Origin of the sequence: Marinobacter fuscus (genome assembly GCF_003007675.1) — a bacterium.
GTDB classification, from domain to species: Bacteria; Pseudomonadota; Gammaproteobacteria; order Pseudomonadales; family Oleiphilaceae; genus Marinobacter; species Marinobacter fuscus.
On record NZ_PXNP01000076.1, the window covers coordinates 34,221 to 60,194 of the forward strand.

Annotated in this window: 24 protein-coding genes; 16 read left to right on the top strand and 8 right to left on the bottom strand. The window is 58.1% G+C overall.

Going from position 1 to position 25,974, the window contains the following annotated elements; translation table 11 throughout:
* Positions 1-7: 7 nt before the first annotated feature.
* The 3 genes from C7H09_RS09730 to C7H09_RS09740 form a co-directional block, all read right to left on the bottom strand.
* Complete coding sequence (locus tag C7H09_RS09730) at positions 8-355, bottom strand: chaperone modulator CbpM (RefSeq protein ID WP_106762328.1); 348 nt, start codon at positions 353-355, stop codon at positions 8-10.
* Between the two features lie 12 nt (positions 356-367).
* A complete protein-coding gene (locus C7H09_RS09735) occupies positions 368-1,324 on the bottom strand; it encodes a DnaJ C-terminal domain-containing protein (protein WP_106762329.1) in 957 nt (318 codons plus the stop codon).
* Positions 1,325-1,425: 101 nt separating this feature from the next.
* Positions 1,426-2,322, bottom strand: coding sequence for a LysR substrate-binding domain-containing protein (locus C7H09_RS09740; protein WP_106762330.1), 897 nt, complete (start codon positions 2,320-2,322; stop codon positions 1,426-1,428).
* Between the two features lie 144 nt (positions 2,323-2,466).
* On the opposite strand from C7H09_RS09740, the gene C7H09_RS09745 reads away from it, so the two are divergent.
* Both C7H09_RS09745 and fghA read left to right on the top strand, forming a co-directional pair.
* Entirely contained in the window at positions 2,467-3,585 is a 1,119-nt protein-coding gene (locus C7H09_RS09745) for an S-(hydroxymethyl)glutathione dehydrogenase/class III alcohol dehydrogenase (RefSeq protein ID WP_240616558.1), read from the top strand.
* Positions 3,586-3,654: 69 nt separating this feature from the next.
* Positions 3,655-4,494, top strand: a complete 840-nt coding sequence (gene fghA, locus C7H09_RS09750; RefSeq protein WP_106762332.1) for an S-formylglutathione hydrolase — start codon at positions 3,655-3,657, stop codon at positions 4,492-4,494.
* Between the two features lie 9 nt (positions 4,495-4,503).
* Here the strand turns inward: fghA and C7H09_RS09755 are convergent, their stop codons facing one another.
* A complete protein-coding gene (locus C7H09_RS09755) occupies positions 4,504-4,758 on the bottom strand; it encodes a Rho-binding antiterminator (RefSeq protein WP_106762333.1) in 255 nt (84 codons plus the stop codon).
* Positions 4,759-4,868: 110 nt separating this feature from the next.
* On the opposite strand from C7H09_RS09755, the gene C7H09_RS09760 reads away from it, so the two are divergent.
* Genes C7H09_RS09760 through C7H09_RS09775 form a run of 4 tightly spaced genes read left to right on the top strand, consistent with a single transcriptional unit; the run spans position 4,869 to position 8,855 of the window.
* The gene (locus C7H09_RS09760; protein ID WP_106762334.1) at positions 4,869-5,558 is read left to right on the top strand and encodes a DUF3348 family protein; all 690 of its coding nucleotides are present in this window, start codon (positions 4,869-4,871) and stop codon (positions 5,556-5,558) included.
* Positions 5,555-7,546, top strand: coding sequence for a DUF802 domain-containing protein (locus C7H09_RS09765; protein WP_106762335.1), 1,992 nt, complete (start codon positions 5,555-5,557; stop codon positions 7,544-7,546). The genes C7H09_RS09760 and C7H09_RS09765 overlap by 4 nt, the downstream gene beginning before the upstream one ends.
* Complete coding sequence (locus C7H09_RS09770; RefSeq protein ID WP_106762336.1) at positions 7,546-8,223, top strand: OmpA family protein; 678 nt, start codon at positions 7,546-7,548, stop codon at positions 8,221-8,223. Before C7H09_RS09765 ends, C7H09_RS09770 begins: the two co-directional genes overlap by 1 nt.
* Complete coding sequence (locus C7H09_RS09775) at positions 8,220-8,855, top strand: DUF2894 domain-containing protein (protein ID WP_106762337.1); 636 nt, start codon at positions 8,220-8,222, stop codon at positions 8,853-8,855. The genes C7H09_RS09770 and C7H09_RS09775 overlap by 4 nt, the downstream gene beginning before the upstream one ends.
* Before the next feature lie 48 nt (positions 8,856-8,903).
* Here C7H09_RS09775 and fba read toward each other — a convergent pair whose 3' ends face one another.
* From fba to tkt, 4 genes are all read right to left on the bottom strand, one after another.
* A complete protein-coding gene (gene fba / locus C7H09_RS09780) occupies positions 8,904-9,968 on the bottom strand; it encodes a class II fructose-bisphosphate aldolase (protein WP_106762338.1) in 1,065 nt (354 codons plus the stop codon).
* Between the two features lie 245 nt (positions 9,969-10,213).
* The gene (locus C7H09_RS09785; protein ID WP_106762339.1) at positions 10,214-11,374 is read right to left on the bottom strand and encodes a phosphoglycerate kinase; all 1,161 of its coding nucleotides are present in this window, start codon (positions 11,372-11,374) and stop codon (positions 10,214-10,216) included.
* A 65-nt stretch (positions 11,375-11,439) separates the two neighbouring features.
* On the bottom strand, positions 11,440-12,474 hold the full coding sequence (locus C7H09_RS09790; RefSeq protein WP_106762340.1) for a type I glyceraldehyde-3-phosphate dehydrogenase: 1,035 nt from the start codon (positions 12,472-12,474) through the stop codon (positions 11,440-11,442).
* The gene (gene tkt / locus C7H09_RS09795; RefSeq protein ID WP_106762341.1) at positions 12,474-14,474 is read right to left on the bottom strand and encodes a transketolase; all 2,001 of its coding nucleotides are present in this window, start codon (positions 14,472-14,474) and stop codon (positions 12,474-12,476) included. Before tkt ends, C7H09_RS09790 begins: the two co-directional genes overlap by 1 nt.
* A gap of 236 nt (positions 14,475-14,710) precedes the next feature.
* Between tkt and C7H09_RS09800 the strand changes: the two genes are divergently transcribed.
* From C7H09_RS09800 to C7H09_RS09845, 10 genes are all read left to right on the top strand, one after another.
* Positions 14,711-15,712 carry a metalloregulator ArsR/SmtB family transcription factor gene (locus tag C7H09_RS09800; RefSeq protein ID WP_106762342.1) on the top strand — a complete coding sequence of 334 codons (1,002 nt, stop codon included), beginning with the start codon at positions 14,711-14,713 and terminating at the stop codon, positions 15,710-15,712.
* Between the two features lie 145 nt (positions 15,713-15,857).
* A complete protein-coding gene (gene metK / locus C7H09_RS09805; protein WP_106762343.1) occupies positions 15,858-17,048 on the top strand; it encodes a methionine adenosyltransferase in 1,191 nt (396 codons plus the stop codon).
* 455 nt (positions 17,049-17,503) lie between these two features.
* Positions 17,504-18,877, top strand: a complete 1,374-nt coding sequence (ahcY, locus tag C7H09_RS09810) for an adenosylhomocysteinase (protein WP_106762344.1) — start codon at positions 17,504-17,506, stop codon at positions 18,875-18,877.
* A 12-nt stretch (positions 18,878-18,889) separates the two neighbouring features.
* Entirely contained in the window at positions 18,890-19,759 is an 870-nt protein-coding gene (metF, locus tag C7H09_RS09815) for a methylenetetrahydrofolate reductase [NAD(P)H] (RefSeq protein ID WP_106762345.1), read from the top strand.
* A 229-nt stretch (positions 19,760-19,988) separates the two neighbouring features.
* The gene (locus C7H09_RS09820) at positions 19,989-20,747 is read left to right on the top strand and encodes a transporter substrate-binding domain-containing protein (protein ID WP_106762346.1); all 759 of its coding nucleotides are present in this window, start codon (positions 19,989-19,991) and stop codon (positions 20,745-20,747) included.
* A 72-nt stretch (positions 20,748-20,819) separates the two neighbouring features.
* A complete protein-coding gene (locus tag C7H09_RS09825; RefSeq protein WP_106762347.1) occupies positions 20,820-21,491 on the top strand; it encodes an amino acid ABC transporter permease in 672 nt (223 codons plus the stop codon).
* Positions 21,492-21,502: 11 nt separating this feature from the next.
* The gene (locus C7H09_RS09830) at positions 21,503-22,249 is read left to right on the top strand and encodes an amino acid ABC transporter ATP-binding protein (protein ID WP_106762348.1); all 747 of its coding nucleotides are present in this window, start codon (positions 21,503-21,505) and stop codon (positions 22,247-22,249) included.
* 238 nt (positions 22,250-22,487) lie between these two features.
* Positions 22,488-23,837: an adenosylmethionine--8-amino-7-oxononanoate transaminase gene (locus C7H09_RS09835; RefSeq protein WP_106762349.1), complete on the top strand. Its 1,350-nt coding sequence runs from the start codon at positions 22,488-22,490 to the stop codon at positions 23,835-23,837.
* Positions 23,838-23,847: 10 nt separating this feature from the next.
* Positions 23,848-24,582 carry a 16S rRNA (uracil(1498)-N(3))-methyltransferase gene (locus C7H09_RS09840; protein ID WP_106762350.1) on the top strand — a complete coding sequence of 245 codons (735 nt, stop codon included), beginning with the start codon at positions 23,848-23,850 and terminating at the stop codon, positions 24,580-24,582.
* A 108-nt stretch (positions 24,583-24,690) separates the two neighbouring features.
* Positions 24,691-25,920, top strand: a complete 1,230-nt coding sequence (locus tag C7H09_RS09845) for a DUF445 domain-containing protein (RefSeq protein ID WP_106762351.1) — start codon at positions 24,691-24,693, stop codon at positions 25,918-25,920.
* Positions 25,921-25,974: the final 54 nt, after the last annotated feature.

Genomic DNA, 25,974 nt, shown 5'->3' on the forward strand with positions numbered 1-25,974 from the left:
GATTGAATCAGAGATCCCCGGCCAACTGGCGAATACGCTGGTTTAGCCGGGCCATTTCCCGACGCATGTCCTGCACTTCATCCAACAGGTCCAGCGACATCGCCAGGCCGGGCAGATTGAGTTTGAGATCCCGCTGCAACCGAAGGGCTTTGTGCAACCGGTTGAGGGCGATCGCATCAAACTGCCACTGACGAACTTCCGGGCTCTCGTTCACAGGCTCAATCACGCCGTAACTCACCAGCTTGATCACAAACTCGGCGTGACAATCGCCCCGCTCGCAGATCTCCCGCAGAGTGAAACGGCTGCCATCGGCCTCCAGCACTTCCACAGTCAGGGTTTGTTTTTTATTCGCCATAGTTCCCCCCACTCACACATGCAGTTTGCTACGCGGATTAAAGCCATGCTCCAGCTCGGCCAATTGCTGGTAGAGCTTTTCCGCTTCCGCTGAATGCGCCTCTGGCATGGCCACCTGCAGTATCACGATCTGATCGCCCGGGTGTTTGCCCGGAAAGCCCTTACCCTTTAGCCGCAGCTTCTGGCCGCTGGTCGCGCCTTTGGGCACTTTGACTTTCACTTTACCGCCGACCGTTGGTACCGTAATGGAAGCACCTAACGCGGCTTCCCAGGGCGCTACCGGCACCGTCACCAGAATGTCCCGACCTTCGGTGACAAAATGCGGGTGAGGCGCAAACCCCACTTCGATAAACAGATCGCCTGGTTCACCACCGCCTGCCCCCGGAGCGCCCTGGCCTTTCAGGCGGATATGCTGGCCTTCCCGCATTCCGGCAGGGATTTTCACCTTTAGCGTTTTCTGGCGAGCCCGCATACGGCCCTGGGCATCAGGCTCATGAACGGTAAAGGTTACCTGCTTTTCGCACCCGTTGAAGGCCTCTTCCAGAAACAGTGCGAGCCGGGCGTGAACATCTTCACCACGCATCCGCATGGAATGTTGGAAACCGCCACCGAAGCCACCCCGGCGACCACCGCCGAAGATCTCTTCAAAAAAGTCACTGAACTGCCGGGCATCGGCGTCTGTATAGCCGCCACCACCAAATCCGGAGGCGCTCTGCCAGCCGGGTGGTGGCTGGAATGAGCCGTCTGCCTGCGCACCATATTTTCGTAACTGGTCGTATTCCGCGCGCTTTTCCGGGTCTTTGAGCACTTCATAGGCTTCACCTACATCCTTGAACTTGTCGCTGGCGTCTTCTTCCTTGCTGACATCCGGATGGTATTTGCGCGCGAGTTTGCGGTAAGCCTTTTTGATGTCTTCCGGCGCGGCCGACTCACTCACACCGAGCACGGCGTAATAGTCTTTGAAATCCATGAAAGCCCTCGCATCTGAGCAAAGATTGTTCTCTGATAACTAATAATCGGCCCGAACCGCAAAAATGCAAGCAGCCCTGAACAGGCCTGCCGGAGCTTTGCTCAACCCCGGCGATTGCCAGCCAGCTCCTGCTGCAAGGCGTCATCCAGATAATCCATCAACATGCGTACCTTCGGCGACAGATGGCGGTTGTGGGGGTACAGCGCCCAGATGCCATCATCCGGCTCTCGCAGGTGTTCCAGCAACGACACCAGCTGGCCGGATTCGATGTAGGGCAGCACGTAGTAGTCCGGCAGCTGCACGATGCCGATACCACGCAGCGCGGCATCCACCAGCGCCGGCCCGCTGTTGCAGGCCAGACGACCTTTCACCTTGATGTTGCGAACGGTCCCGGCTTCCTGAAAGCGCCAGTAGTCCAGGGTGCCCGGCAGACAATGATGCTGATCCAGCTCTGACAAAGAGTGGGGTTCGCCATAGGTCTGCAGGTAAGCGGGCGACGCACACACGTACTGTGTGCGGGTAGCCAGGCGTTTCGCCATCATGCTGGAGTCGCCCAGCTTGCCCAGCCGGATCGCCAGGTCATAGCCCTCTTCAACCAGATCCAGCTTCTGGTTGGTCAGATGCAGGGTGACGGACAACTCCGGATAGCGCACCAGAAACCGGTTCACCAACGGCGCGATGGTGCGCTCTCCGTAGGTGACCGGCGCGGTCATTTTCAGCCGCCCGGTGGGTGTATTCTGCAAATTGGTGATGGTGCGCTCGGCCTCTTCCAGCCCATCCAGCAGTTGCCTGCACCGCTGGTAGTAGGTGTTGCCAAGCTCTGTTACCGACACCCGCCGGGTGGTTCGGTAGAGCAGTTTCGCCGATAACCGCGTTTCCAGGGCGCTTACCTGACGGCTCACCTGGGCCGTCGAAATCCCCAGTCGCTTGGCAGCAGCGGTGAAGCCCCCGGCCTCCACTACCGCCACGAATTCGCTGACCCCTTCCCACTGAAACATGGCAATTATTCCTGTACAGAAAAATTGATTTTACTATTAGCCTGATTATTACATGGAAAATGCCAGCTACAATGTTTTCATATCGAGCGATATTCGTGCCGCCCCTCTGAACACACCAGACACAGGACACTGACTATGACTGACATGATCAAATCCAAAGCCGCCATTGCCTGGGGCCCCGGCCAGCCTCTTTCTATTGAAGAAGTCGATGTGATGCCGCCTAAGGCGGGCGAGGTGCTGGTGCGCATTGTCGCTACCGGCGTGTGCCACACCGATGCGTTTACTCTGTCCGGCGATGATCCCGAGGGCATTTTTCCGGCGATTCTCGGCCACGAAGGCGGCGGCATTGTCGAGCAGGTTGGCGAAGGGGTTACCAGCGTTGAAGTAGGCGACCACGTGATTCCTCTGTACACCGCCGAATGTGGCAAGTGCAAGTTCTGCACCTCTGGCAAAACCAACCTGTGCCAGGCGGTTCGGGAAACCCAGGGCAAGGGCCTGATGCCGGATGGCACCACCCGCTTCTACAAAGACGGCCAGCCGATTCACCACTACATGGGCTGCTCCACCTTCTCCGAATACACCGTATTGCCAGAAATCTCCCTGGCGAAAGTGAACAAGGAAGCCCCGCTGGAAGAAATCTGTCTGCTGGGCTGTGGCGTCACCACCGGCATGGGTGCGGTGATGAATACCGCAAAAGTTGAAGAGGGTGCTACCGTGGCCATCTTTGGCCTGGGCGGTATCGGGCTGTCGGCCATCATCGGTGCCACCATGGCCAAGGCCAGCCGCATCATTGCCATCGACATTAACGAAAGCAAGTTCGAGCTGGCCCGCCAGTTAGGGGCTACCGACTGCATCAACCCGAAGGACTACGACAAGCCGATTCAGGAAGTGATTGTGGAACTGACTGACGGCGGCGTGGACTACTCCTTCGAGTGTATCGGTAATGTGGATGTAATGCGGTCGGCGCTCGAGTGCTGCCACAAGGGCTGGGGCGAATCGATCATCATTGGTGTGGCCGGTGCCGGCCAGGAAATCTCTACCCGTCCGTTCCAGCTGGTGACTGGCCGGGTCTGGAAAGGCTCCGCGTTTGGCGGTGTAAAAGGCCGCTCCGAGCTGCCCGGCATTGTTGAGCGTTATATGAATGGCGAGTTCAAGCTGAACGACTTCATTACCCACACCATGGGCCTGGAAGACATCAACAAGGCGTTTGACCTGATGCACGAAGGCAAGAGCATTCGCTCTGTCATCCATTTCGACAAGTAAGTCGTCACCGCCCCGGGGCCATTTTCGGGCTCCGGGGCGGATATTTGTATCACCTTGGAGAATCATGGAATGAACATCGAAAACCTGAGCTGCAACAAGAGCTTTGGCGGCTGGCACAAGCAATATAGCCATCGCTCTGAGACGCTCAATTGCGACATGCGTTTTGCCATCTACCTGCCACCCCAGGCTTCCGGCAACCAGAAAGTGCCCGTGCTGTACTGGCTGTCCGGCCTGACTTGTACCGATGAAAACTTCATGCAGAAAGCCGGTGCACAACGGGCTGCCGCCGAACTGGGCATTGCCATCGTCGCCCCGGACACCAGCCCCCGCGGCGACAACGTGGCCGATGACGAGGCCTACGACCTGGGTAAAGGCGCGGGCTTTTACGTGAATGCCACCGAAGCCCCATGGAACCGCCACTACCGGATGTACGATTACATCGTGAACGAGTTGCCGGAGCTGATTGAAGCCACCTTCCCGGTTAGCCAGCAGCGCGCCATTTCCGGGCACTCCATGGGCGGCCACGGGGCCCTGATGATTGCCCTGCGCAATCCCGAGCGCTATTGCTCGGTCTCGGCGTTCAGCCCGATCAGCAACCCGGTAAACTGCCCCTGGGGGCAAAAGGCGTTCTCAGCTTACCTGGGCACAGACGTGCAACGCTGGCGGGAATACGATGCCAGCGTTCTGATGCGCGACGCGGAGCAGACGGTTCCGGCGCTGGTGGACCAGGGCGAGGCCGACAATTTCCTGGCCGAGCAACTCAAGCCGGAAGCGCTGGATGCGGCGGCCAAGGCCCGGGAATACCCGCTGGAACTGAGGCGCCATGAGGGCTACGACCACAGCTACTACTTCATTGCCAGCTTCATTGAAGAGCATCTGAAGTTCCATGCGGATTACCTGAGCCGCTGATCGCTGGCGCTAGCTACTCCCGAACCGAACCCGCTCGAAATGCGGGTTCGGTTCCAGAGCGACCATCTCACAGGCGCCGTCAATCACCACCCACTGCTCCCCCCGATCCGCCAGCCGCATTCGCAGCGTCTCCCGGCGCTGATCGTCATAACCGGTATCCAATGGCACCCCCTCCAACATCCGCCCGTCCGGCCAGTGCAGCGCGACCGGAATCCGGTACATGCAGGCAATTTCGATAAAGTCCGACTGATGGCAGGTGATCATAACGACACCTCGTTTCTCTCGTTTCAGTCATTATGATTCATTTCGGTTAACCAGTAGAATAGGCGCCCTCAAAATGGGCCTCGACAAGCGCAGACAGAGTTACCGAACGGATGCACAAGCCACCGGTGGCGCAACCAAGCCACGCACACAGATTACTGAACCTGTTGGCAGATTACGGAGCGCTTAAGTCTCCGGGCGAGCTGCCGTGTTTCGGTGAGCGGCTAAGCCGATTGTTCGGCCTGGGCGACACCATGAAGCTGGACGCGGCCACGGCCCATCGGGCGCGCCCAACAGGTTTTGCACAACCCGCGGCAGTTGACCGCCTGACTGCAGAGCTGGCCAACACCCGCAAGGCTCTGATTCGTCGCATTCAGTCATTCACTGAAACCCTGGACACCGGAACGGAACCCGACCCGGAGACGGCACTGAACGCCTGGCTGGCCCTCCAGCGCAAGGTCGCCTCCAGCAGTCGTCAATTGCGGGACAAGGTGCGAAACGACATGAAAGACCAGGGTCACTCCATGGCCCGGCTGGCGCAACTGGACGCTGTTTTTGATCACACCATGGCCGGGTACACCAGCCAGTGTTTTGCACAGATTCCCAGGCTTCTGGAACAGCAATTCCGCAGCCTGCAAACACCCTCTGATGCATCCCCCGATACCGGCACTGCGCCGGACAACCGGCTGCTCTGTTACTGCGAGAAAGCGCAGAATTTATTACTCGCTGAACTGGATGTTCGGCTGGAGCCGGTACTGGGGTTGCTGGAGGCCTGCCACAACGAGGTAAACCACTCTCCATGAGCAGACTTTTCTTTTTTTTCGCGTTTGTTACAGGTTTGGCCGTAACCGGCTGGATTGGCCAGCGTTTTATCGGCTCCGATCTGCTGGCGCTCTCTGTCACCCTCATCATTGCCGTGGTGTATAGCCTGGGCTTTGTGGAGCTGATGGGCTTTCGCGGTACCACCCGGAAGCTGGCCAACAAACTCAACAGCACTCCGGAAAGTCGTGAACAACTTAACGGCTGGTTAGCTGGCCTGCCAGAGCCAGTTCAATTCTCCGTGCAGCGGCGCATTGACGGCCATTTTGCCGCCCTGCCCAGCCCGCAGTTCACGCCTTATCTGGTTGGTCTGCTGGTGATGCTGGGCCTTCTGGGCACCTTTGCAGGCATGATTGTGACTCTGAGCGGCGCCGCCTCGGCACTGGATGGCAGCACCGAACTCAGCGCCATCCGCAGCGCGCTGGCCGCGCCCATCGCCGGGCTGAGTCTGGCCTTTGGCACCTCCATTGCTGGTGTGGCGGCGTCCGCCATGTTGGGGCTGGCCTCTACCCTGAGCCGACGTGAACGGTTACAGGTTTCCCGCCAACTGGACAAAACCCTGCGCCAGCGGCTGCATCACCTGTCGACAGATTATCAGCGCGAGCAAGCCTTCAAAGCACTGGAGTCGCAAGCAGAAGCCCTACCGCAAATGGCCTCAGCCATGGAGAGCATGACGGCCCGAATGGAGCAGCTGGGCCAGCAACTGGCGCAATCTCTGACCCAAAACCAGCAGGAATTCCACAGTGCAGTGGGCGATCACTATCAGTCCCTGGCCGCTTCGGTGGCGGAATCGCTCGAGAAGGCACTGGAATCCAGTACACACCTGACTGCGGATCGGATCGAACCGATTGTCACCGGGGCCATGGATAACCTGCAGTCCAGCGCCGGCAAGCTTCATGAACACTGGGCGGCAACCACCCAGCAACAACTGGCCAAGCTGACCGATACGTTCCAGAAAACCACCCTTGAGGCCAGCGAGCACTGGCAGCAGAATCTTCAGGCGCAGCAGCAGGCCTCCGCTGAACACCAGCAAGCCTTGCAACAGAGCTCGGAGCAAGCCCAGAAGCAGCTGTTGGAGCAGCTTCAAAACGCCACAGAACAAACCGCCCAGCACTGGCAAACCGGTGTTGCACAACAACAGCAAACCGCCGAAAAGCTGGTAACCGATCTGCAGAACACTCTGCAGGAATACCAAACCCGGTTCCAGTACGAGAGCGCAAAGATTGCAAGCCAGCAACAGCAAGGCCTCGACGTACTGATCACCCGTGTCTCCGAACAGCTTACATCACTGCATGAACAAGAAGTGGCACGCGGTGAAGCCGCCAACCATCAGTTGGCCCAACTTGAAAGCACCGTCACCAAACACCTGACCGAGCTCGGCGCAGGGCTGGAAGCGCCCATGACTCGCCTGATCGAAACCGCGTCGGAAACGCCAAAAGCGGCGGCGCAGGTAATATCTCAGCTGCAATCCGAAATGGCCCGCAATAGCGAACGGGAAAACCAGTTACTGGAAGAACGTCAACGCCTGGTGCAAGAGCTGGACATCCTGTTGGCATCCCAGCGCAGCAATGCCGATAGCCAGCGCCAGGCGGTGGATTCACTGATCAGCGGTGCCAGCGAAACCCTGACCGGCATCAGCGAACGTTTCAACCTGTTGATTGAAGCGCAGAGCCAGCAACTCGGCAAACTGGGTGAAAACCTTACTGGCAGCAGCCAGGAAGTGGGTGCGCTCAGCGATGCTTTCCTCAAAGCGGTAGAACTGTTCAGTACATCCAATACACAACTTCAGGATAACCTCCTGAACATCCAGAAAGCGCTGGATGCCGCCGGTCATCGCCACGATGAGCAACTGGCCTATTATGTCGCCCAGGCCCGCGAAGTCATCGATCTGTCCGTGAGCTCGCAAAAAGACGTTATTGATGCCGCAGCGGCCCTGCGCCGTGGCGAGCTTGAGGCCAGCGGAGCGGACTGATGGAACATCTGGAGGGCAGCGAACAGCAATCCACACCGATCTGGGCCATTTTCTCTGACCTGATGGCCGCGTTGGTGGGCATTCTGGTCCTGATACTGGTGTGGGTGATCGGGGTACAACTGGAGCTCAGCCAGTCTCTGGCAGACGAAAAAGCCAAAAGGGAAGCCGAAGAAGAGCGCCGGATTGCGCTGGAACAAGCGTTGGAAGACCCACTGACCAAAGGCCTGGTGACCTTCCGCAATGGCCGCATCGGCATCAGCGGCAACGTGCTGTTCCAGTTGAACTCGGATCAATTGCAAGCCGATGGCGTGGCGGTGCTTGAATCACTGGTCACCCCACTGAAAACCTACCTGGCCCAGCACGATGAATTGCTGATGGTGAGCGGCTTTACCGATGACCTGCCCATGCATCGGAGCAGCCGGTATCAGGACAACTGGGGCTTATCGGCACAGCGTTCGCTCACCGTTACGCGCACTCTCATGGAACTGGGCCTGCCGAACGACCGGATTTTCGCCGCTGCTTTTGGCGCACACCACCCCGCCGTACCCAATGTGGATGCCGAATCCCGCGCCCAGAACCGGCGGGTGGAGATCAGTACCGTGCCTCGGGCGCCTGCCAATACTGTGTCTGCCAAAGATGGGGAGCAAGCAATTGGCTCTGGAGCCAATGCACCATGACCGTAGACAGCTTACCGGTTTCGGTTCTTGATGAACTTCGCCAGTCCGATGCCCCTGCGACCGACCCGGTGCGCTTTTGCTACCTCGAATCCCTGGAGCAACGCCTTGTTGCCTGCGGCCTGCAACACAGCTCGCACTGGCAAAAGCTGGAGCAGGCAGTACGGCAATTCCCACGTGGTTCCGGCATTCAGCCTCTTGAGCAAGCCACAACTGACGCGCCCCGATCAAATGATTCAGGGCTTAATTCGCTATCGGCACTGGTGGGAGAGCTCAATACGCCTTCGCAACCGTCCACTCCGATGTACCGGACGGCTCTGGAGCAACGCATCTTTGGCGAGCAAAATGCCCCAGAGAACGGCAACTCACCTGTGGAAATGGAAACTGTCCCGAAATCTTTGCGTACGCTCACGCGGGTGCAGGCAGATCAGGGTAATCTGATGCTCCGGGAGCGGGTTCGCCATGCTATCGAAAACTCTCCGAGAGGCGCTGGCCCGATGAACGCCCAACGGCTGGTGAGCCGGGCATTGTCCGAGATGCAGCGATTATCACCGGAATACCTGGAACGGTTTGCCCGTTATACCGACAGCTTGCTGGCACTGGAGCAACTGGCGAAGAAAAATCAGGACAGATAAAACAAAAAGCCCCCGTAGAACGGAGGCTTTTTTGCGATTACAGGCGGCTTACTTGACCTTGGGGTCCAGTTCACCCGCGGCGTAACGCTCGAACATCTGCTCGAGGTTGATCGGCTTGATCTTGCTGGCCTGACCGGCACACCCAAAGGCTTCGTAGCGGGCTACACAGATGTCGGTCATGGCAACCATGGTGGCCTTAAGGAATTTGCGCGGGTCAAATTCGGCCGGGTTCTGAGCCATGAAGCGACGAACCGCTCCGGTAGAGGCCAGACGCAGGTCGGTGTCGATATTGACCTTGCGCACGCCGTGCTTGATGCCTTCGACGATTTCTTCCACCGGCACCCCGTAGGTTTCCGGAATCTCGCCACCAAACTCGTTGATCACCTTCAGCCACTCCTGGGGAACGGAGCTTGAGCCGTGCATGACCAGGTGCGTGTCCGGGATGCGGGCGTGGATGGCTTTGATCTGGTCGATGGCGAGGATGTCGCCCGTCGGTGGGCGGGTGAACTTGTAGGCGCCGTGGCTGGTGCCGATGGCGATGGCCAGTGCGTCTACGTGGGTTTTCGCCACGAAGTCGGCGGCTTCTTCCGGGTCGGTCAGCATCTGGCTGTGGTCGAGAGTGCCTTCGGCGCCGATACCATCTTCTTCACCGGCCTGGCCAGTTTCCAGGGAGCCCAGGCAACCCAGCTCGCCTTCTACGGAGACACCACAGGCGTGGGCCATTTCGACGGTGCGGCGGGTTACGTCGACGTTGTATTCGTAGTCAGTCGGGGTTTTGCCGTCTTCACCCAGGGAGCCGTCCATCATCACGGAGCTGAAGCCCAGTTGAATGGAGCGCTGGCATACGGCGGGGCTGGTGCCGTGGTCCTGGTGCATGACCACCGGGATGTGCGGCCATTCCTCAATGGCAGCCAAAATCAGGTGACGCAGGAAGGGCGCACCGGCGTATTTGCGGGCACCGGCGGAGGCCTGGACAATGACCGGGGAGTCGGTTTTGTCGGCGGCTTCCATGATGGCGCGCATTTGTTCAAGGTTGTTTACGTTAAAGGCTGGCACACCGTAACCATGCTCGGCGGCGTGGTCGAGAAGTTGCCGCAGCGATATCAGGGCCATGGGTTGTCTCCTTTGTTGACTTTTGATGTTGGGATTCTTTTGTTTGCCGCTGGCTCCTTGCCTGCTTTCAAAGCTTGGAGTCTGCTGCGGAGGGTGCGTCAGGCCCTTCCGGGACACGCTGTGAATACGTCCGTGTACGCTTGAGCGCAGCATCCCTGCTGCGCACAGTCCCGGAAGGGCCTGACCCACCCTCCTTGCGATTTGGCGCTATGCTTTGCCGCCGGCTTCTGGCGACTGATCAGAACTTACTGACTTCTTTCTTCCAGTACTGCTACGGCTGGCAGGGTTTTGCCTTCCACGAATTCCAGGAACGCGCCGCCGCCGGTGGAGATATAAGAGATCTTGTCAGCTACGCCGTATTTGTCAACGGCTGCCACGGTGTCACCGCCGCCCGCCAGGGAGAACGCAGAGCTTTCGGCGATGGCGTTGGCCAGGGCCTTGGTGCCGTTGCCGAACTGGTCGAATTCGAACACACCAACCGGACCATTCCACAGAATGGTTTTGGCATTTTTCAACAGTTCCGCAAACTGGCCAGCGGTTTCCGGGCCGACGTCGAGAATCATGTCATCGGCGCTGACGTCGGTGGCATTCTTGGTGGTGGCGGTGGCGGTTTCCGCGAACTCGCTGGCGACAACCACATCCACCGGCAGCGGGATTTCCACACGGCTGGCGATGTCTTTGGCGGTGTCGATCAGGTCGTGTTCGCACAGGGATTTGCCCACCGGCTTGCCCGCAGCCGCCAGGAAGGTGTTGGCGATGCCGCCACCAACGATGATCTGGTCGCAGACTTTTTCCAGGGCGTTGAGCACGTCCAGTTTGGTGGAGACTTTAGAGCCGCCAACGATGGCTACCACCGGCTTGGCCGGGTTATCGAGGGCTTTGCCCAGAGCTTCCAGTTCTGCCGCCAGCAAGGGGCCTGCACAGGCTTCGGGGGCGAATTTGGCCACGCCGTGGGTGGAGGCCTGGGCGCGGTGGGCGGTGCCGAAGGCATCCATTACGTAGATGTCGCAAAGGGCAGCGTACTGTTTGGCCAGTTCTTCGTTGTCTTTCTTTTCGCCTTTGTTGAAGCGGACGTTCTCGAACAGAACCACTTCGCCATCGGCTACTTCAACGCCGTTCAGGTAATCCGTGATCAGGCGAACTTCCTGGCCCAGCAAGGTCGACAGGTGCTCGGCCACCGGCTTCATAGAAGAGGCTTCGTCAAACACGCCTTCTTCCGGACGGCCCAGGTGGGACATCAGCATGACTTTGGCGCCCGCGTCTTTGGCTGCTTTGATGGTGGGCAGCGATGCGCGGATGCGGGCATCGCTGGCTACTGTGCCGTTTTTGACCGGTACGTTCAGGTCTTCACGAATCAGAACCCGCTTGCCGGCGAGGTTCAGGTCAGTCATCTTTTTGATGGCCATAATCAAGGTCCGTAGTTATGGATTCATAATCTGTCTGGGTGGGGGCTCCAGTCTGGCGCTCCCCCTCAATCGTTCAACTGGGTCAACCAGCTCTTGCTCACATCCAGCATCCGGTTGGCAAAGCCCCATTCGTTATCAAACCAACACAGCACTTTCACCATGGAGCCACCGGTTACCCGTGTTTGCCCGCCGTCAACCACGCCGGAATGGCTGTCGTGGTTGAAATCGGAACTTGCCAGCAACTCGTCAGTGTAATCGAGAATGCCCGCCAGCGGGCCCTCTGCGGCGGCTTTCAGTATCTGGTTTACCGCTGCCACATCGGTGCTTTGCCGAACGTTCACCACCATATCGATGGCGGACACGTTCAGGGTGGGCACGCGAATGGCCACGGAGCTGAAGCGGCCCTCCATGTGCGGCAATAGCCGCTCGATCCCGCGCGCCAGCCCGGTATCCACCGGCACCATGTTATGCAGCGCACTGCGGGTGCGGCGCAGGTCTTTATGGTGGTAGGCATCGATCACCGGCTGGTCGTTCATCGCAGCGTGAATGGTGGTGGTACTGCCCTGCTCCACACCCAGCGCGTCATCCAGCACTTTGATCACCGGCACCAGGCAGTTGGTGGTACAGGAGCCAGCTGCTACGATGACATCACTCGGGTTCAAGGCCCGGTCGTTGATACCAAACACCACCGTGCGGTCGACATCGGCCTCTCCCGGCTGGGAGAACAGCAGTCGTTTCGCGCCGGAGGCGATGTGCTTTTCTGCCGTGGCCCGGTCGGAATAGGCGCCGGAACACTCCAGCACCAGATCCACATCCAGCAGACGCCAGGGCAGATCCTCCGGGTCGGGATGACGGAGAACGCGAATGCGGTCTCCGTTCACTATCAGATGATCGCCATCCACCGCCACCTTTCCGTTCAGCCTGCCATGGGTAGAATCGTACTTGGTCAGGTGGGCGATGGTGTCGATGTCCGACAACTCGTTGATGGCGACCACCTGCAGGTGGTCGCGAAAGCCGTTCTCATACAACGCCCGCAACACGCACTGGCCAATACGACCATAGCCGTTGATGGCAATCCGGAAAGGCTTTGAGTCGGTCATCAGGCGTCCAGCAGTTCGTCAGCCACTTCAAGGATATTTTCAACGGTGAAGCCGAATTCCTTGAACAGTTCGCCAGCCGGAGCAGACTCACCAAAGGTAGTCATGCCAATCACCCGACCGTCCAGGCCGACATACTTGTACCAGTAGTCAGCGATGCTGGCTTCGATGGCGATGCGGTTGGTCACTTCCAGCGGCAGTACCTGTTGCTTGTATTCGGCACTCTGGGCGTCGAACACGTCGGTCGACGGCATGGACACCACACGCACGGCCTTGCCCTGCTCTCGCAGTTGGGCGGCCGCGTCCTGGGCCAGACCGATTTCACCGCCGGTGGCAATCAGGATCAGTTCCGGTGTGCCATCGCTGTCCGACAGGATGTAGCCACCCTTGGCCACATTGGCCAGCTGCTCGGCATCGCGCTGCTGGTGAGGCAGTCCCTGGCGGGAGAACACCATCGCCGTGGGGCCGTCTTTGCGCTCAAGCGCGGCTTTCCAGGCCACCGCAGATTCCACGGTGTCGGCCGGGCGCCAGGTGCTCATGTTCGGTGTGGTGCGCAGGCTGGCCAGCTGCTCGATCGGCTGGTGTGTCGGGCCATCTTCACCCAGGCCAATGGAGTCGTGAGTGAATACGTAGATGGAGCGCTGCTTCATCAGTGCGGCCATGCGCACGGCATTCCGGCAGTATTCCATGAAGATCAGGAAGGTGGCGCCATAGGGCACGAAGCCGCCGTGCAGGGCGATGCCGTTCATGATGGCCGCCATACCGAACTCACGGACACCGTAATAAATGTAGTTACCGGAGGCGTCTTCTTTGGTGACCCCTTTACAGCCAGACCAGATGGTCAGGTTGGAACCGGCCAGGTCGGCAGAGCCGCCCATCAGTTCTGGCAGCAGCGGGCCATAAGCGTTCAGGGAGTTTTGGGACGCCTTGCGGGAAGCCACAGTTTCGCCTTTATCCTGGCATTCCTGAATGTAAGCTTGAGCTTTTTCAGAGAAGTCTGCCGGCAGATCACCCGCCATCCGGCGCTTGAACTCGGCGGCCAGTTCCGGCTCGGCTTTCTCGTAGGCAGCGAACCTGGCATCCCACTCGCTCTGGGCCGCGGCACCTTTTGCTTTGCCATCCCAGGCCGCGTAAATGTCTGCCGGCACTTCGAACGGGCCGTGGTGCCAGCCCAGGGCTTCCCGAGTCAGTGCGATTTCATCATCACCCAGCGGCGCGCCGTGGCAGTCTTCTTTGCCCTGCTTGTTGGGAGAACCGAAGCCGATGATGGTCTTGCAGCAAATAATGGTGGGCTGCTCGGTGTTGGCGCGGGCCTGCTCCACCGCCGCACGAATGGCGTCGGCATCGTGGCCGTCAACCGCCGGAATCACCTGCCAGCCGTAGGATTCAAAACGCTTGGGCGTGTCATCGGTAAACCAGCCATCGACCTCGCCATCAATGGAGATACCGTTGTCGTCGTAGAAGAAAATCAACTTGCCCAGCCCCAGGGTGCCCGCCAGTGACGCCACTTCATGGGAAATACCTTCCATCAGGCAGCCGTCGCCCAGGAAGGCGTAGGTGTAGTGATCAACAATCTCGTGGCCGGGGCGGTTGAACTGGGCCGCCAGTGCTTTTTCCGCCAGCGCGAAGCCTACCGCGTTGGCAATGCCCTGCCCGAGCGGGCCGGTGGTGGTTTCAACGCCGGGGGTGTAACCGTATTCCGGGTGGCCCGGGGTTTTGGAGTGCAGCTGACGGAAGTTTTTCAGGTCATCAATGCTAACGTCGTATCCGCTCAGGTGCAGCAGTGAGTACTGCAGCATGGAGCCATGGCCGTTGGAAAGCACAAAACGGTCGCGGTTGGCCCACTGCGGGTCGGCCGGGTTGTGGCTGAGGTAATCGTTCCACAGCACCTCGGCGATATCCGCCATACCCATGGGCGCACCCGGGTGGCCGGACTTGGCTTTCTGAACCGCATCCATGCTCAGCGCGCGAATGGCGTTGGCGAGATCTTTACGGGACGGCATTGACAATTCTCCAGTGTTTTTCAGGAAAAGACTTCAAGCTGCAAAAACTGCTCAAAAAGAAGGCGCGTATTTTCGCCGATTACAGTGTGCGGGGGCAAATCCATATGTAGCAGTTTTCCGATAAAGGGGAGGCAAAACCACCAAAACGACTGATTTCACAGAATTCATAAATCTATATCAAAAAATTTTGATATGGCTATTGATAGACCATCCCAAGCCCCCTACACTTACCCGCCATGACCTCAATGAATGCACACGCGAACGAACTGGCCTTTGCCGAAGTGCTGGCCCCCATCTTCAAGGCAAGCGGAGACCCGCTGCGCCTGGAGATCCTGCGGGTATTGCGCCGGGACACATTCGGAGTGCTGGAATTGAGCCAGATGTTCGACATGCGCCAGTCTGGTATGAGCCACCACCTGAAGGTGATGCACAAGGCCGGGCTGCTGGAACCCCAGCGGGAAGGTAACGCCATCTTCTATCGTCGCCCGCTGAACCTCGACAGCGGCAAGCTGGCAGACGAAACCATCCGGCAAATCTTTGAAACCGTCGACCGGGTGCCACTGCCCCGACCGCTGGAAGCGAAAATTGAAGCCGTCCGGGAGCAACGGGCCGAACAGTCCCAGGCGTTTTTCTCCCGACATTCGGAACAATTCCGGGAGCAGCAAGAACTGATTGCCGCCTTTGACCTGTACGCCGAGCCCACCGCCGAACTGATCCGCAAACGTGCGGCTCGGCAACGCTGGCAAAGCGCACTGGAAATTGGCCCGGGCGAAGGAGGGTTCCTGCCCGTGCTGGCAGGCCTTTTTCCTCATGTAGTGGCCCTGGATAACAGTAAAGACATGCTGGCCAAAGCCACCCGGGTCTGTATTGACCAGGGCCTCAACAACGTTGACTTGATTGAAGGCGTTACCGATACCCTGTTGGCCCGGGGCGATGCCTTTGACCTGATTGTCGCCAATATGGTGCTGCACCATGTACCCAGCCCGGCGGATATTCTGCTGGACGCTGCCGCTCTGATGCACAACGGAAGCTGCCTGATTGTCAGCGACTTGTGCAGCCACGATCAGGACTGGGCCAAGGCCAACTGTGGTGATCTGTGGCTGGGTTTCGAACCGGAAGAACTGACCGCCTGGGCTACCGATGCAGGCCTGACGGCGGGTGAGCAGCTGTTTATAGGCCTGCGCAATGGCTTCCAGATTCAGGTACGAGAATTCTGGAAAAGCCCGGCTAATGCCTGACAGGCCAGACGGTATGGGGAATATCAAAGAATTTTGATACAGGTGTAGGTAAAAATACGTACACCCAACAACAACCAGAAACATCCGGCAAGGCACACGTGACGACGCCGGAACGATTTTGCCATCGCTCAAGAGGAGCAAAGCTATGTCTGACTACAACATCTTCACCTCCGAATCGGTCTCTGAAGGCCACCCGGACAAACTGGCGGATCAGATTTCCGACGCGGTGCTGGATGCGATCCTCACCGACGACCCACACGCGCGCGTAGCCTGTGAAACCATGGTCAAAACCGGGGTTGCCATTGTCGGTGGCGAAATCACCACCAGCGCCTGGGTCGACCTGGAAGACCTGGTTCGGGGTGTGATCAAAGACATCGGCTACACCTCCTCTGAAGTGGGCTTCGACGGCGACACCTGCGGCGTGATCAACATCATCGGCAAGCAGTCGGTGGATATTGCCCAGGGCGTTGATCGCCAGAAGCCGGAAGACCAGGGCGCGGGTGACCAGGGCCTGATGTTCGGCTACGCCAGCAACGAAACCGACGTACTGATGCCTGCCCCGATCACCTTCTCTCACCGCCTGGTACAGCGCCAGGCCGAGGCCCGCAAGAGCGGCCTGCTGCCGTGGCTGCGCCCGGATGCCAAGAGCCAGGTCACCTGCCGCTACGAGAACGGCAAGGTTGTTGGCATCGACGCCATCGTGCTGTCGACCCAGCACGATCCGGACGTGAGCCAGGCGGATCTGAAAGAAGCAGTGATGGAGTTGATCGTCAAGCACACACTGCCAGCCGAACTGCTGCACAAAGACACTCAGTTCCACATCAACCCGACCGGCAAGTTCGTAATCGGCGGCCCGGTGGGCGACTGTGGTCTGACCGGCCGCAAGATCATCGTTGACACCTACGGCGGTATGGCACGCCACGGCGGCGGTGCGTTCTCCGGCAAAGATCCGTCGAAGGTTGACCGTTCGGCCGCCTACGCTGGCCGTTATGTTGCCAAGAACATTGTGGCCGCTGGCCTGGCCGAGAAATGTGAGATTCAGGTGTCCTACGCCATCGGTGTGGCCCAGCCGACCTCCATTTCTTTGAACACTTTCGGTACCGGCAAGATCAGCGACGACAAGATTATTGAACTGGTGCGCCAGAACTTCGATCTGCGCCCCTATGCGATTACCAACATGCTCGACCTGCTGCACCCAATGTACCGGGCCACGGCAGCCTACGGCCACTTTGGTCGCGAGCCCCATGAAATGACGGTGGGCGGCAAGACCTTCACCGCCTTCCCATGGGAGAAGACCGACCGCGCCGCGGCTCTGAAAGACGCTGCGGGAGCCTGACACTTCCGGGCCTGACTCTTGGAGTTGGGCCTTTGTTTTGACCCAGCCCGTCACCGTCTGGAGGTGGCGGCGCTGAGGTAAGTCCTTCGGGGACACGCTACAAGCACATCCATGTGCGCTTGTTTCGGGCCGTCCATGGCCCTCAACAGTCCCCGAAGGACTTACCTCACCACCGCGTTCAAACGTTCGGTGACAGTTTATCCAGTAATAATCGGAGGCTACTCAATCTCCGTAAGAGATTCAGGCGTACCGGAGACGACGTACGCCCAAGGTTATAAAGAGGAGGCGGGGAATGTCTTTCGCGGAATTTCGGAGGCCATGGATGGCCGGAGAGAAGCGCACATGGATGTGCTCGTAGCGGTTCCGCGAAAGACATTCCCCGACTCCGACCACACCCATGCAGGCGGTACTCGCAACATTCCGGGACCGCAAGAAAAGACCAACAGGAGATCACCATGAGCAGCTTCGAAGACTACAAAGTCCGCGACATCACCCTCGCCGACTGGGGCCGCAAGGAAATCAACATCGCCGAAGGCGAAATGCCCGCGCTCATGCGCCTGCGTGAAAAATACAAAGCAGACCAGCCCCTGAAAGGCGCCAACATCATGGGCTGCATCCACATGACCATCCAGACCGCCGTGCTGATCGAAACCCTGATCGAACTCGGCGCCAACGTTCGCTGGTCCTCTTGCAACATCTTCTCCACCCAGGATCAGGCCGCTGCGGCCATCGCCGCTGCCGGCATCCCGGTGTTTGCCTGGAAAGGCGAAACCGATGAAGAATACGAATGGTGCTTGCATAAAACCGTGGGCGCAGACGTAGACGGCTGGGAGCCCAACATCATCCTGGATGACGGTGGCGACCTCACCGAACTGTTGCACAAGGAATACCCGCAGATCATCGCCAAGTGCCACGGCGTGACTGAAGAAACCACCACCGGCGTACACCGCCTACAAGAAATGCTGCGCGACGGTACCTTGAAGATTCCGGCCATCAACGTGAACGATTCCGTCACCAAATCCAAGAACGACAACAAATACGGTTGTCGCCACAGCCTGAACGACGCCATCAAGCGCGCCACCGACCACCTGCTGTCGGGTAAGAAGGCACTGGTGATCGGCTACGGCGATGTCGGCAAGGGCTCTGCCCTGTCGCTGCGTCAGGAAGGCATGATCGTAAAAGTGACCGAAGCCGATCCGATCTGCGCCATGCAGGCCTGCATGGACGGCTTTGAAGTGGTGTCTCCTTACATCGACGGCATCAACACTGGCACCGAGCAAGGTGTCAATGCCGAGCTGCTGGGCACCACCGACCTGCTGGTGACCACCACCGGTAACGTGAACGTGTGCGACGCCAACATGCTGAAAGCCCTGAAGAGCGGCGCTGTGGTGTGCAACATCGGCCACTTCGACAATGAAATCGACACCGCCTACATGCGCAAGAACTGGGAATGGGACGAGGTTAAGCCGCAGGTCCACGTGATCTATCGCGACAAGGCCGCCAACGACCACCTGATTCTGCTGTCGGAAGGTCGCCTGGTGAACCTGGGTAACGCCACCGGCCACCCGTCCCGCATCATGGACGGCTCTTTCGCCAACCAGGTGCTGGCCCAGATGTACCTGTTCGAGCGCAAATTCGCCGACCTGCCGGAAGATGCCAAGGCCAAGGGTGTCTACGTGAAGGTGCTGCCCAAGCAGCTGGATGAAGAGGTGGCCCGCGCCATGGTGGAAGGTTTTGGTGGCGTGATCACCAAGATGACTCCGGATCAGGCGAAATACATCGGTGTACCGGTCGAAGGCCCGTACAAGCCGGAAAGCTACAGGTACTAAGCGGAAACGATCATGGAATCCCAAAAACAATTCAAGCGCCGCTTCAGCTTCGAGTTTTTCCCGCCCAAGACCGAGCAGGGAAAAGAAAAGCTGCAGACGGTTCGCAACCAGCTGGCCGAGGTGAACCCGGATTTCTTTTCGGTCACCTTCGGTGCGGGCGGTTCCACCCGGGATCGCACCATCGAGACCGTACTTAACCTGCACAAGCAGGGGATTTCCACCGCACCACACCTGTCGTGTGTGGGCGGAACCCGCCAGGAAATCGGCGAGTTGCTGGATGTCTATAAAGAGAACGGCATCAACCGGATCGTCGCCCTGCGCGGCGATCTGCCCTCGGGCATGGGCGCCTCTGGTGAGCTGCGTTACGCCAACGAACTGGTGGAGTTTATCCGGGAGCACAGTGGTGATCACTTCAACCTTGAAGTAGCCGCCTACCCGGAGTTTCACCCCCAGGCCCGAAATGCCGAAGAAGACCTGAAGAACTTCGCACGAAAAGTACAGGCCGGTGCCAACAGCGCCATTACCCAGTACTTTTTCAATGCCGACAGCTACTTCTACTTCATCGACCGCCTGGAGAAGATGGGGGTCACCATTCCGGTGGTGCCGGGCATCATGCCCATCGTCAACTTCTCCAGCCTGGTGCGTTTTTCGGATATGTGTGGCGCGGAAATTCCCCGCTGGATTCGCAAACAGCTGGAGTCCTACGGCGACGACACCACCAGCATCCGCAAGTTCGGTGAAGAAGTCATCACCGAGATGTGTGAGAAGCTGCTGAAAGCGGGCGCGCCTGGGCTGCACTTCTATACCCTCAACCAGGCCCAACCCAGCCTTTCAATCTGGGAGAACCTGGGCATCAGCGATCGGGAAAAGATCGCGTTCTGACCCCTCGTTGTCGCTACCTTGCTGCCCCGTCTCTGATTACGGAACCGGGGCAGCTTCCTGCCCCCTGCTTTTGTCTAACCTTATGATTTCCTGAAATTCTGATTTGCATCAGCTAAACTCTGCCTGTTGTTCACTCATCCATGCTCCCCTGGAGCCGCAGTTATCAAACTCGTCACCGGGCTGTCTTACCGGGCAGATAGAGCACAATAAGAAGCGAAAAGGAGAAGACATGAACACGAAATGGCTGAAAACTTTTAGCGCAGGCCTGGCGCTTTCCGTTGCAGCATCCACTGTCAGCGCAGAGACCCTGCGAGTGGTTACCGACCCCAGCTTTGTGCCATTTGAAATGATGGACCAGGAAACCGGTGAAATGATCGGTTTCGATATGGAAATCATCCGCGAAGTTGCAGAGCGTGCCGGTTTCGAAATCGACCTGAACACCATGGACTTCAACGGCATTATTCCTGCTCTGCAAACCGGTAATGTGGATATCGCCATTGCGGGCATTACCATTACCGAAGAGCGTGAAGAGATCGTCGACTTCTCAGACCCTTACTACGATTCCGGTCTGCGTATTCTGGTCAGCCAGAACAATGACAAGGTCAACGAAATTTCAGACCTCGAAGGTATGAAAATCGGCACCAAGATCGGCAGCACCAGCTACGACTTCCTGATGGACAACCTCGACAAAAACGACGGTGTCACCCCCTACCCGGGCAGTTCCGACATGTACATGGCGTTGATGTCCGGTGCCGTGAATGCGGTCTTCTACGACGCACCGAACGTCGGCTACTTCGCCAGCACCCGTGGCAAGGGTAAAGTAAAAACGGCTGGCCCCCTGTATGAAGGCCAGCAGTACGGCATCGCTCTGAAAAGCGGCAGCAAATGGGTAGGCGCGGTGAATGAAGCTCTAGCTGACATCAAGGAAGACGGCACCTACAAGAAGATCTACGAAAAGTGGTTCGGCCCAATGCCTGAGGCCAAATAACCGTCCACTGGTTCCGGCTGCGGCACACAATGCCGCAGCCGCTTCCTCCCAACTCATCGGAGAAACAACACTGTGGATTCCCAGTTTCAGTTTGACTGGCAGGCAGCCATTAATTCCATTCCCTACCTTGCGAAAGGTATACCCTACACCCTGATGATCTCCTTTGGCGGTCTGGTGATCGGGTTTGTACTCGGGATCATCTTCGGCCTGCTGAGCATCAATAAAAAGTGGTACTTGCGCTGGCCCGCTACTGCCTATATCGAGATTTTCCGCGGCACCCCCATTCTGGTTCAGGTGCTGTTTATCTTCTACGGTCTGCCCGACCTGATAGGCGGCCCCATCGATCCGATTACCGCTGGTATTGCCGCGATCGCCCTGAACTCCGGCGCCTACATCTCGGAAGTGGTTCGTGGTGGCGTTCAGTCCATCGATAAAGGCCAGAGCGAAGCCGGCCTGTCACTGGGGCTGTCACGCACCCAGACCTTCTGGTCGATTATCTGGCCCCAGGCCTTCCGGCGGATGATTCCACCTCTGGGCAACCAGGGCATTGTCAGCATCAAAGACACCTCACTGTTCTCGGTCATCGGCGTGGGCGAACTGGTTCGCCAGGGCCAGGTGTACATTGCCAACACCTTCACCGCGTTCGAGGTCTATTTCGTGGTGGCCATCATGTACCTGGCCATTACCCTGTCACTGTCCCTGATCCTGCGGCTGCTTGAGCGCCGTGGTGTCGCCTCTGCCTGAAGGAGCCCGGAATGAGCCAGATTGTAAAAATAAAGGGCATGAACAAGTACTTCGGCAAGCTGCATGTCCTGAAAGATATTGACCTGACCGTCGAGCAAGGCGAAGTGGTGGTGATCATCGGCGCCAGTGGCTCCGGAAAATCCACCCTGATCCGTTGTGTCAACGGCCTCGAAGAGTACGAGCGTGGTGCGCTGGAAGTCGACGGCTTCGGGCTGGCACCCAAAGGCGGCAACCAGAAGAGCCTGGCGGAGATCCGCAAGGAAGTCGGCATGGTGTTCCAGCAGTTCAATCTGTTTCCGCACCTGACCGTGCGCAAAAACATCATGCTCGCCCCCATGAAGGTGAAAAACACCTCGGAAGTGGTGGCAAAAGCAACGGCCGAACGTCTTCTGGAGCGGGTAGGCATCGGCAATCAGGCCGATAAGTTCCCCACCCAACTGTCTGGCGGCCAGCAGCAGCGGGTAGCGATCGCCCGGGCCCTGGCCATGGAGCCCAAGCTGATGCTGTTCGATGAACCCACCTCTGCGCTGGATCCGGAAATGATCGGTGAAGTGCTGGATGTTATGCGGGAGCTGGCTAAAGAAGGCATGACCATGATGGTGGTCACCCACGAAATGGGCTTCGCCCGGGAAGTGGCAGATCGGGTGATCTACATCCACGAAGGCCAGATTGTGGAAGAAGGCAAGCCTGACGATGTCTTCGACAACCCCCAGAATGAGCGTACTCAGGCGTTCCTGTCTCGGGTACTGGCGCACTAACCGATATCTGAAACGAAGCTCTCAGTTGGCAACACCCCCGCAAGGGATGCTGCCAGCTGATTTCATACCGCATTCCCGGGCACCCGGAACACGCGGCGGTTCGCCCGGGCACTCACCATCACGCGCGTTCGCGGCCCGAAAAGCAAGCGCTCCTGCACGCTGGCCAGCCAGTGCCGTTAACTGTAAAATTCAACAAGGTTAACAACTCATTTCCCTTCCCTCCGGACGGAGCATTCTTATGCGCAATGCCGATCTTGTCGCCCGCGACCTGAAATCCGTATGGCACCCCTGTACCCAGATGAAAGATCACGAATCCCTGCCGCTTATTCCCATCAAACGGGGCGAAGGCGTGTGGCTGGAAGACTTCGAGGGCAACCGCTACATTGATGCCGTGAGCTCCTGGTGGGTGAACCTGTTTGGCCATGCCAATCCGCGCATTAACGCCGCCATTCAGGAACAGATTAGCCAGTTAGAGCATGTCATTCTGGCGGGCTTTTGCCACGAGCCAGTGGTTAACCTGTCCGAGCGGCTGATTGAAGTTACGCCGGAAGGCCTGAACAAATGCTTCTACGCCGATAACGGCTCCTCGGCCATCGAGGCGGCCCTGAAGATGAGCTACCACTACTGGAAAAACCACGGCAAGCCGAACAAGAAAAACTTCGTTAACCTCAGCAACAGCTACCACGGCGAAACCCTGGGCGCGCTGGCGCTGGGTGACGTCGCCCTCTACAAAGACACCTACCAGCCCCTGCTGATGGAAGTGCTTACCGCCCCTTCACCAGACGCCTACAACAAAGAGGCTGGTGAAACCGACGAGGAATACGCGCTGCGCCAGTTCGAAGCCATGGACGCACTGCTGGCCGAGAAACACGATGAAATCTGTGCCGTGGTGGTGGAGCCGCTGATCCAGTGTGCCGGGGGTATGCGCATGCACCACCCGATCTATCACACCAAACTGCGCGAAGCCTGCACCCGCTATGGCGTACACCTGATTGCCGATGAGATTGCGGTGGGCTTTGGCCGCACGGGTACTCTGTTTGCCTGCGAGCAGTCTGACATTACGCCAGATTTCATGTGCTTATCGAAAGGGCTGACGGCGGGCTATTTACCGTTGTCGGTGGTATTAACCACCGACGATGTGTATAACGCCTTCTACGACGACTACGAAACCCTGCGGGCCTTCCTGCACAGCCACAGCTATACCGGTAATCCCATCGGCTGTGCCGTTGCCCTGGCAACGCTGGATATTTTCCGGGATGAAAACGTGGTGGAGAACAATCGGCAGCTGGCCCGCTGCATGGCCGATTCCGTGGCCCACCTGGCCGATCACCCAAACGTAGGTGATATCCGCCAGCATGGCATGACCATGGCCATCGAAATGGTGAAGAGCAAAGCCGGAAAAACCCCGTTCCCCTGGCAGGAACGCCGTGGTATCAAGGTATACAAGCATTCTCTGACCCGACAGGCTCTGCTACGCCCGCTTGGCAATGTGGTGTATTTTATGCCTCCGTATGTCATTACCGAAGAACAAATCCGGCATCTTGCCCAGGTTGCTACCGAGGGCATAGAAGTTGCCGTCAAGGACTAGAGCTCCCAGTATGAGAATTCCCCGTATCCATACCCATAGCCCGCTGGCGACAGGCCGCCAGTGCCAACTGGACGAAAATGCCGCCAATCATGTTGGCCGGGTGCTGAGAATGCAGGCGGGCCAGTCGCTGGTGCTGTTTAATGGTGACGGCCACGACTACAACGCCGTGATCACGGAGGCTGGAAAAAAGCAGGTGCTGGTAGAGGTTACCGAGGCCAGCGCTAACAACACGGAATCCCCGCTGAACATTGTCCTGGCACAGACCTTGTCCAAGGGCGATCGTATGGATTACGCGGTACAGAAAGCAGTGGAAATGGGGGTGACCCGCATTGTACCCCTGACCACCGAACGCTGCGACGTAAAGCTCAAGGGCGACCGGGAAGACAAGCGCCTGCGCCACTGGCAGCAGGTCGCCATCAGTGCGGCAGAACAGTGTGGCCGGGCCCGGGTACCGGATATCCTGCCGATCATGACGCTTGAGGAATGGCTTGACCATGCCAGCGACTACGATCTCCGGCTGGTGTTACATCACCGCACTGAACACTCTCTCAACACCCTCAACAAACCTGCCAGCGTTGCCCTTATGATCGGCCCGGAAGGCGGTTTGACGGCCGACGAAATCACTCAGGCCGAAGCCCGGGGCTTTCTGCCGGTTGCCCTCGGCCCTCGGGTACTTCGCACTGAAACGGCACCGGTGGCCGCCATTGCCCTGTGTCAGTGGCTGTGGGGCGACATCGGCGAATGACGCCTGGGTGGCCCGGGTGCGGGTCACGCTTTGGCGTTGTGGTCATTGACTGTTTTCCCTGGGCTTCCCATTCTTCAAGGCCCAAAAATATTAAAAAAGTGCCAAGCCATGAAAGACCTGTTGACCAATCCTGCATTTTGGCAATACCTCAGCATACCGGTGATCGCGGCACTGATTGGCTGGAGCACCAACTGGCTCGCCATCAAAATGACCTTTTATCCCTTGGAGTTCATCGGCAAACCACCGCTGTTGGGCTGGCAGGGCATTATTCCGTCCAAGGCCCGGAAAATGGCAGCCATCAGCGTGGATGCTACCATTGCCAAGATTGGCACCGTGCAGGAAATCTTCGAACAGATAGATCCGAAAGTTCTGGCCGCCCACATTATCTACACGGTAAACCCGCGGGTGGAGGAATATGTCGACGAACTCATGCTAAAGGAATACCCCACATTCTGGGAAAACTTACCGGCGTCTGCCCGGCGCATGGTGTACGAGCGGGTTCGCAGATCAACACCGCAACGGGTGGATAACCTGGTAGACGACATCGCCGAGAACATCGAAGAACTGCTCGATATCAAAGGCATGGTCATTGAGCAACTGAGCCGTGATAAAAAGCTGTTAAACCGGATATTTCTCGAATGCGGCCACGTTGAGTTCCGTTTTATCATCAACTCCGGTTTCTACTTCGGGTTTCTCTTCGGGCTGATACAGACATTGGTCTGGTACCTGTACCCCGCCATATGGGTGCTGCCGCTGTTCGGGCTTCTGGTGGGCTGGGCCACTAACTGGATTGCGCTGAATGTGATTTTTCGCCCGCTGCGCGAACGTAAAGTCGGCCCGCTGCGCATTCAGGGACTGTTTCTCAAACGCCAGCCTGAGGTGGCAGAATCTTTCTGCCATATCGTCACCCACGAAATCCTCACTGTTGGCAACATCATCAATGCGATCATGGAAGGCCCCCAGGGGGATCGCGCACGTAGCATGGTGAAAATGCACATTAAACCCCTGGTGGATGAAACTGCAGGTATGGGCAAGGCAATCACCCAGGTCGCTTTCGGGCCAACCGGGTTCGCCGCACTTCGCCAGCAAGTAGGCGAAAAGGCCCTGGAGCTGTCTCGTACTTCATTCAATAACCCGGTGTTTGAAAAAGACCGGGCACGCTCTGTAGAGGCGATTATGGTAGAGCGTATGTCCACTCTGTCTTCCGAGGAGTTTCAGGATCTGCTTCGTCCCTGCTTTCAGGAAGACGAAATCAAGCTGATTCTGGTAGGCGCGTTTCTCGGCCTGGCGGCGGGTATTTTTCAGCTGGTGTTTGTATTCGGTGAGGCGTTTTATTGAAAAACAGGGGCTGGGAATGGCCTCTTTACACAACTATACTGGCTCTGGTACACG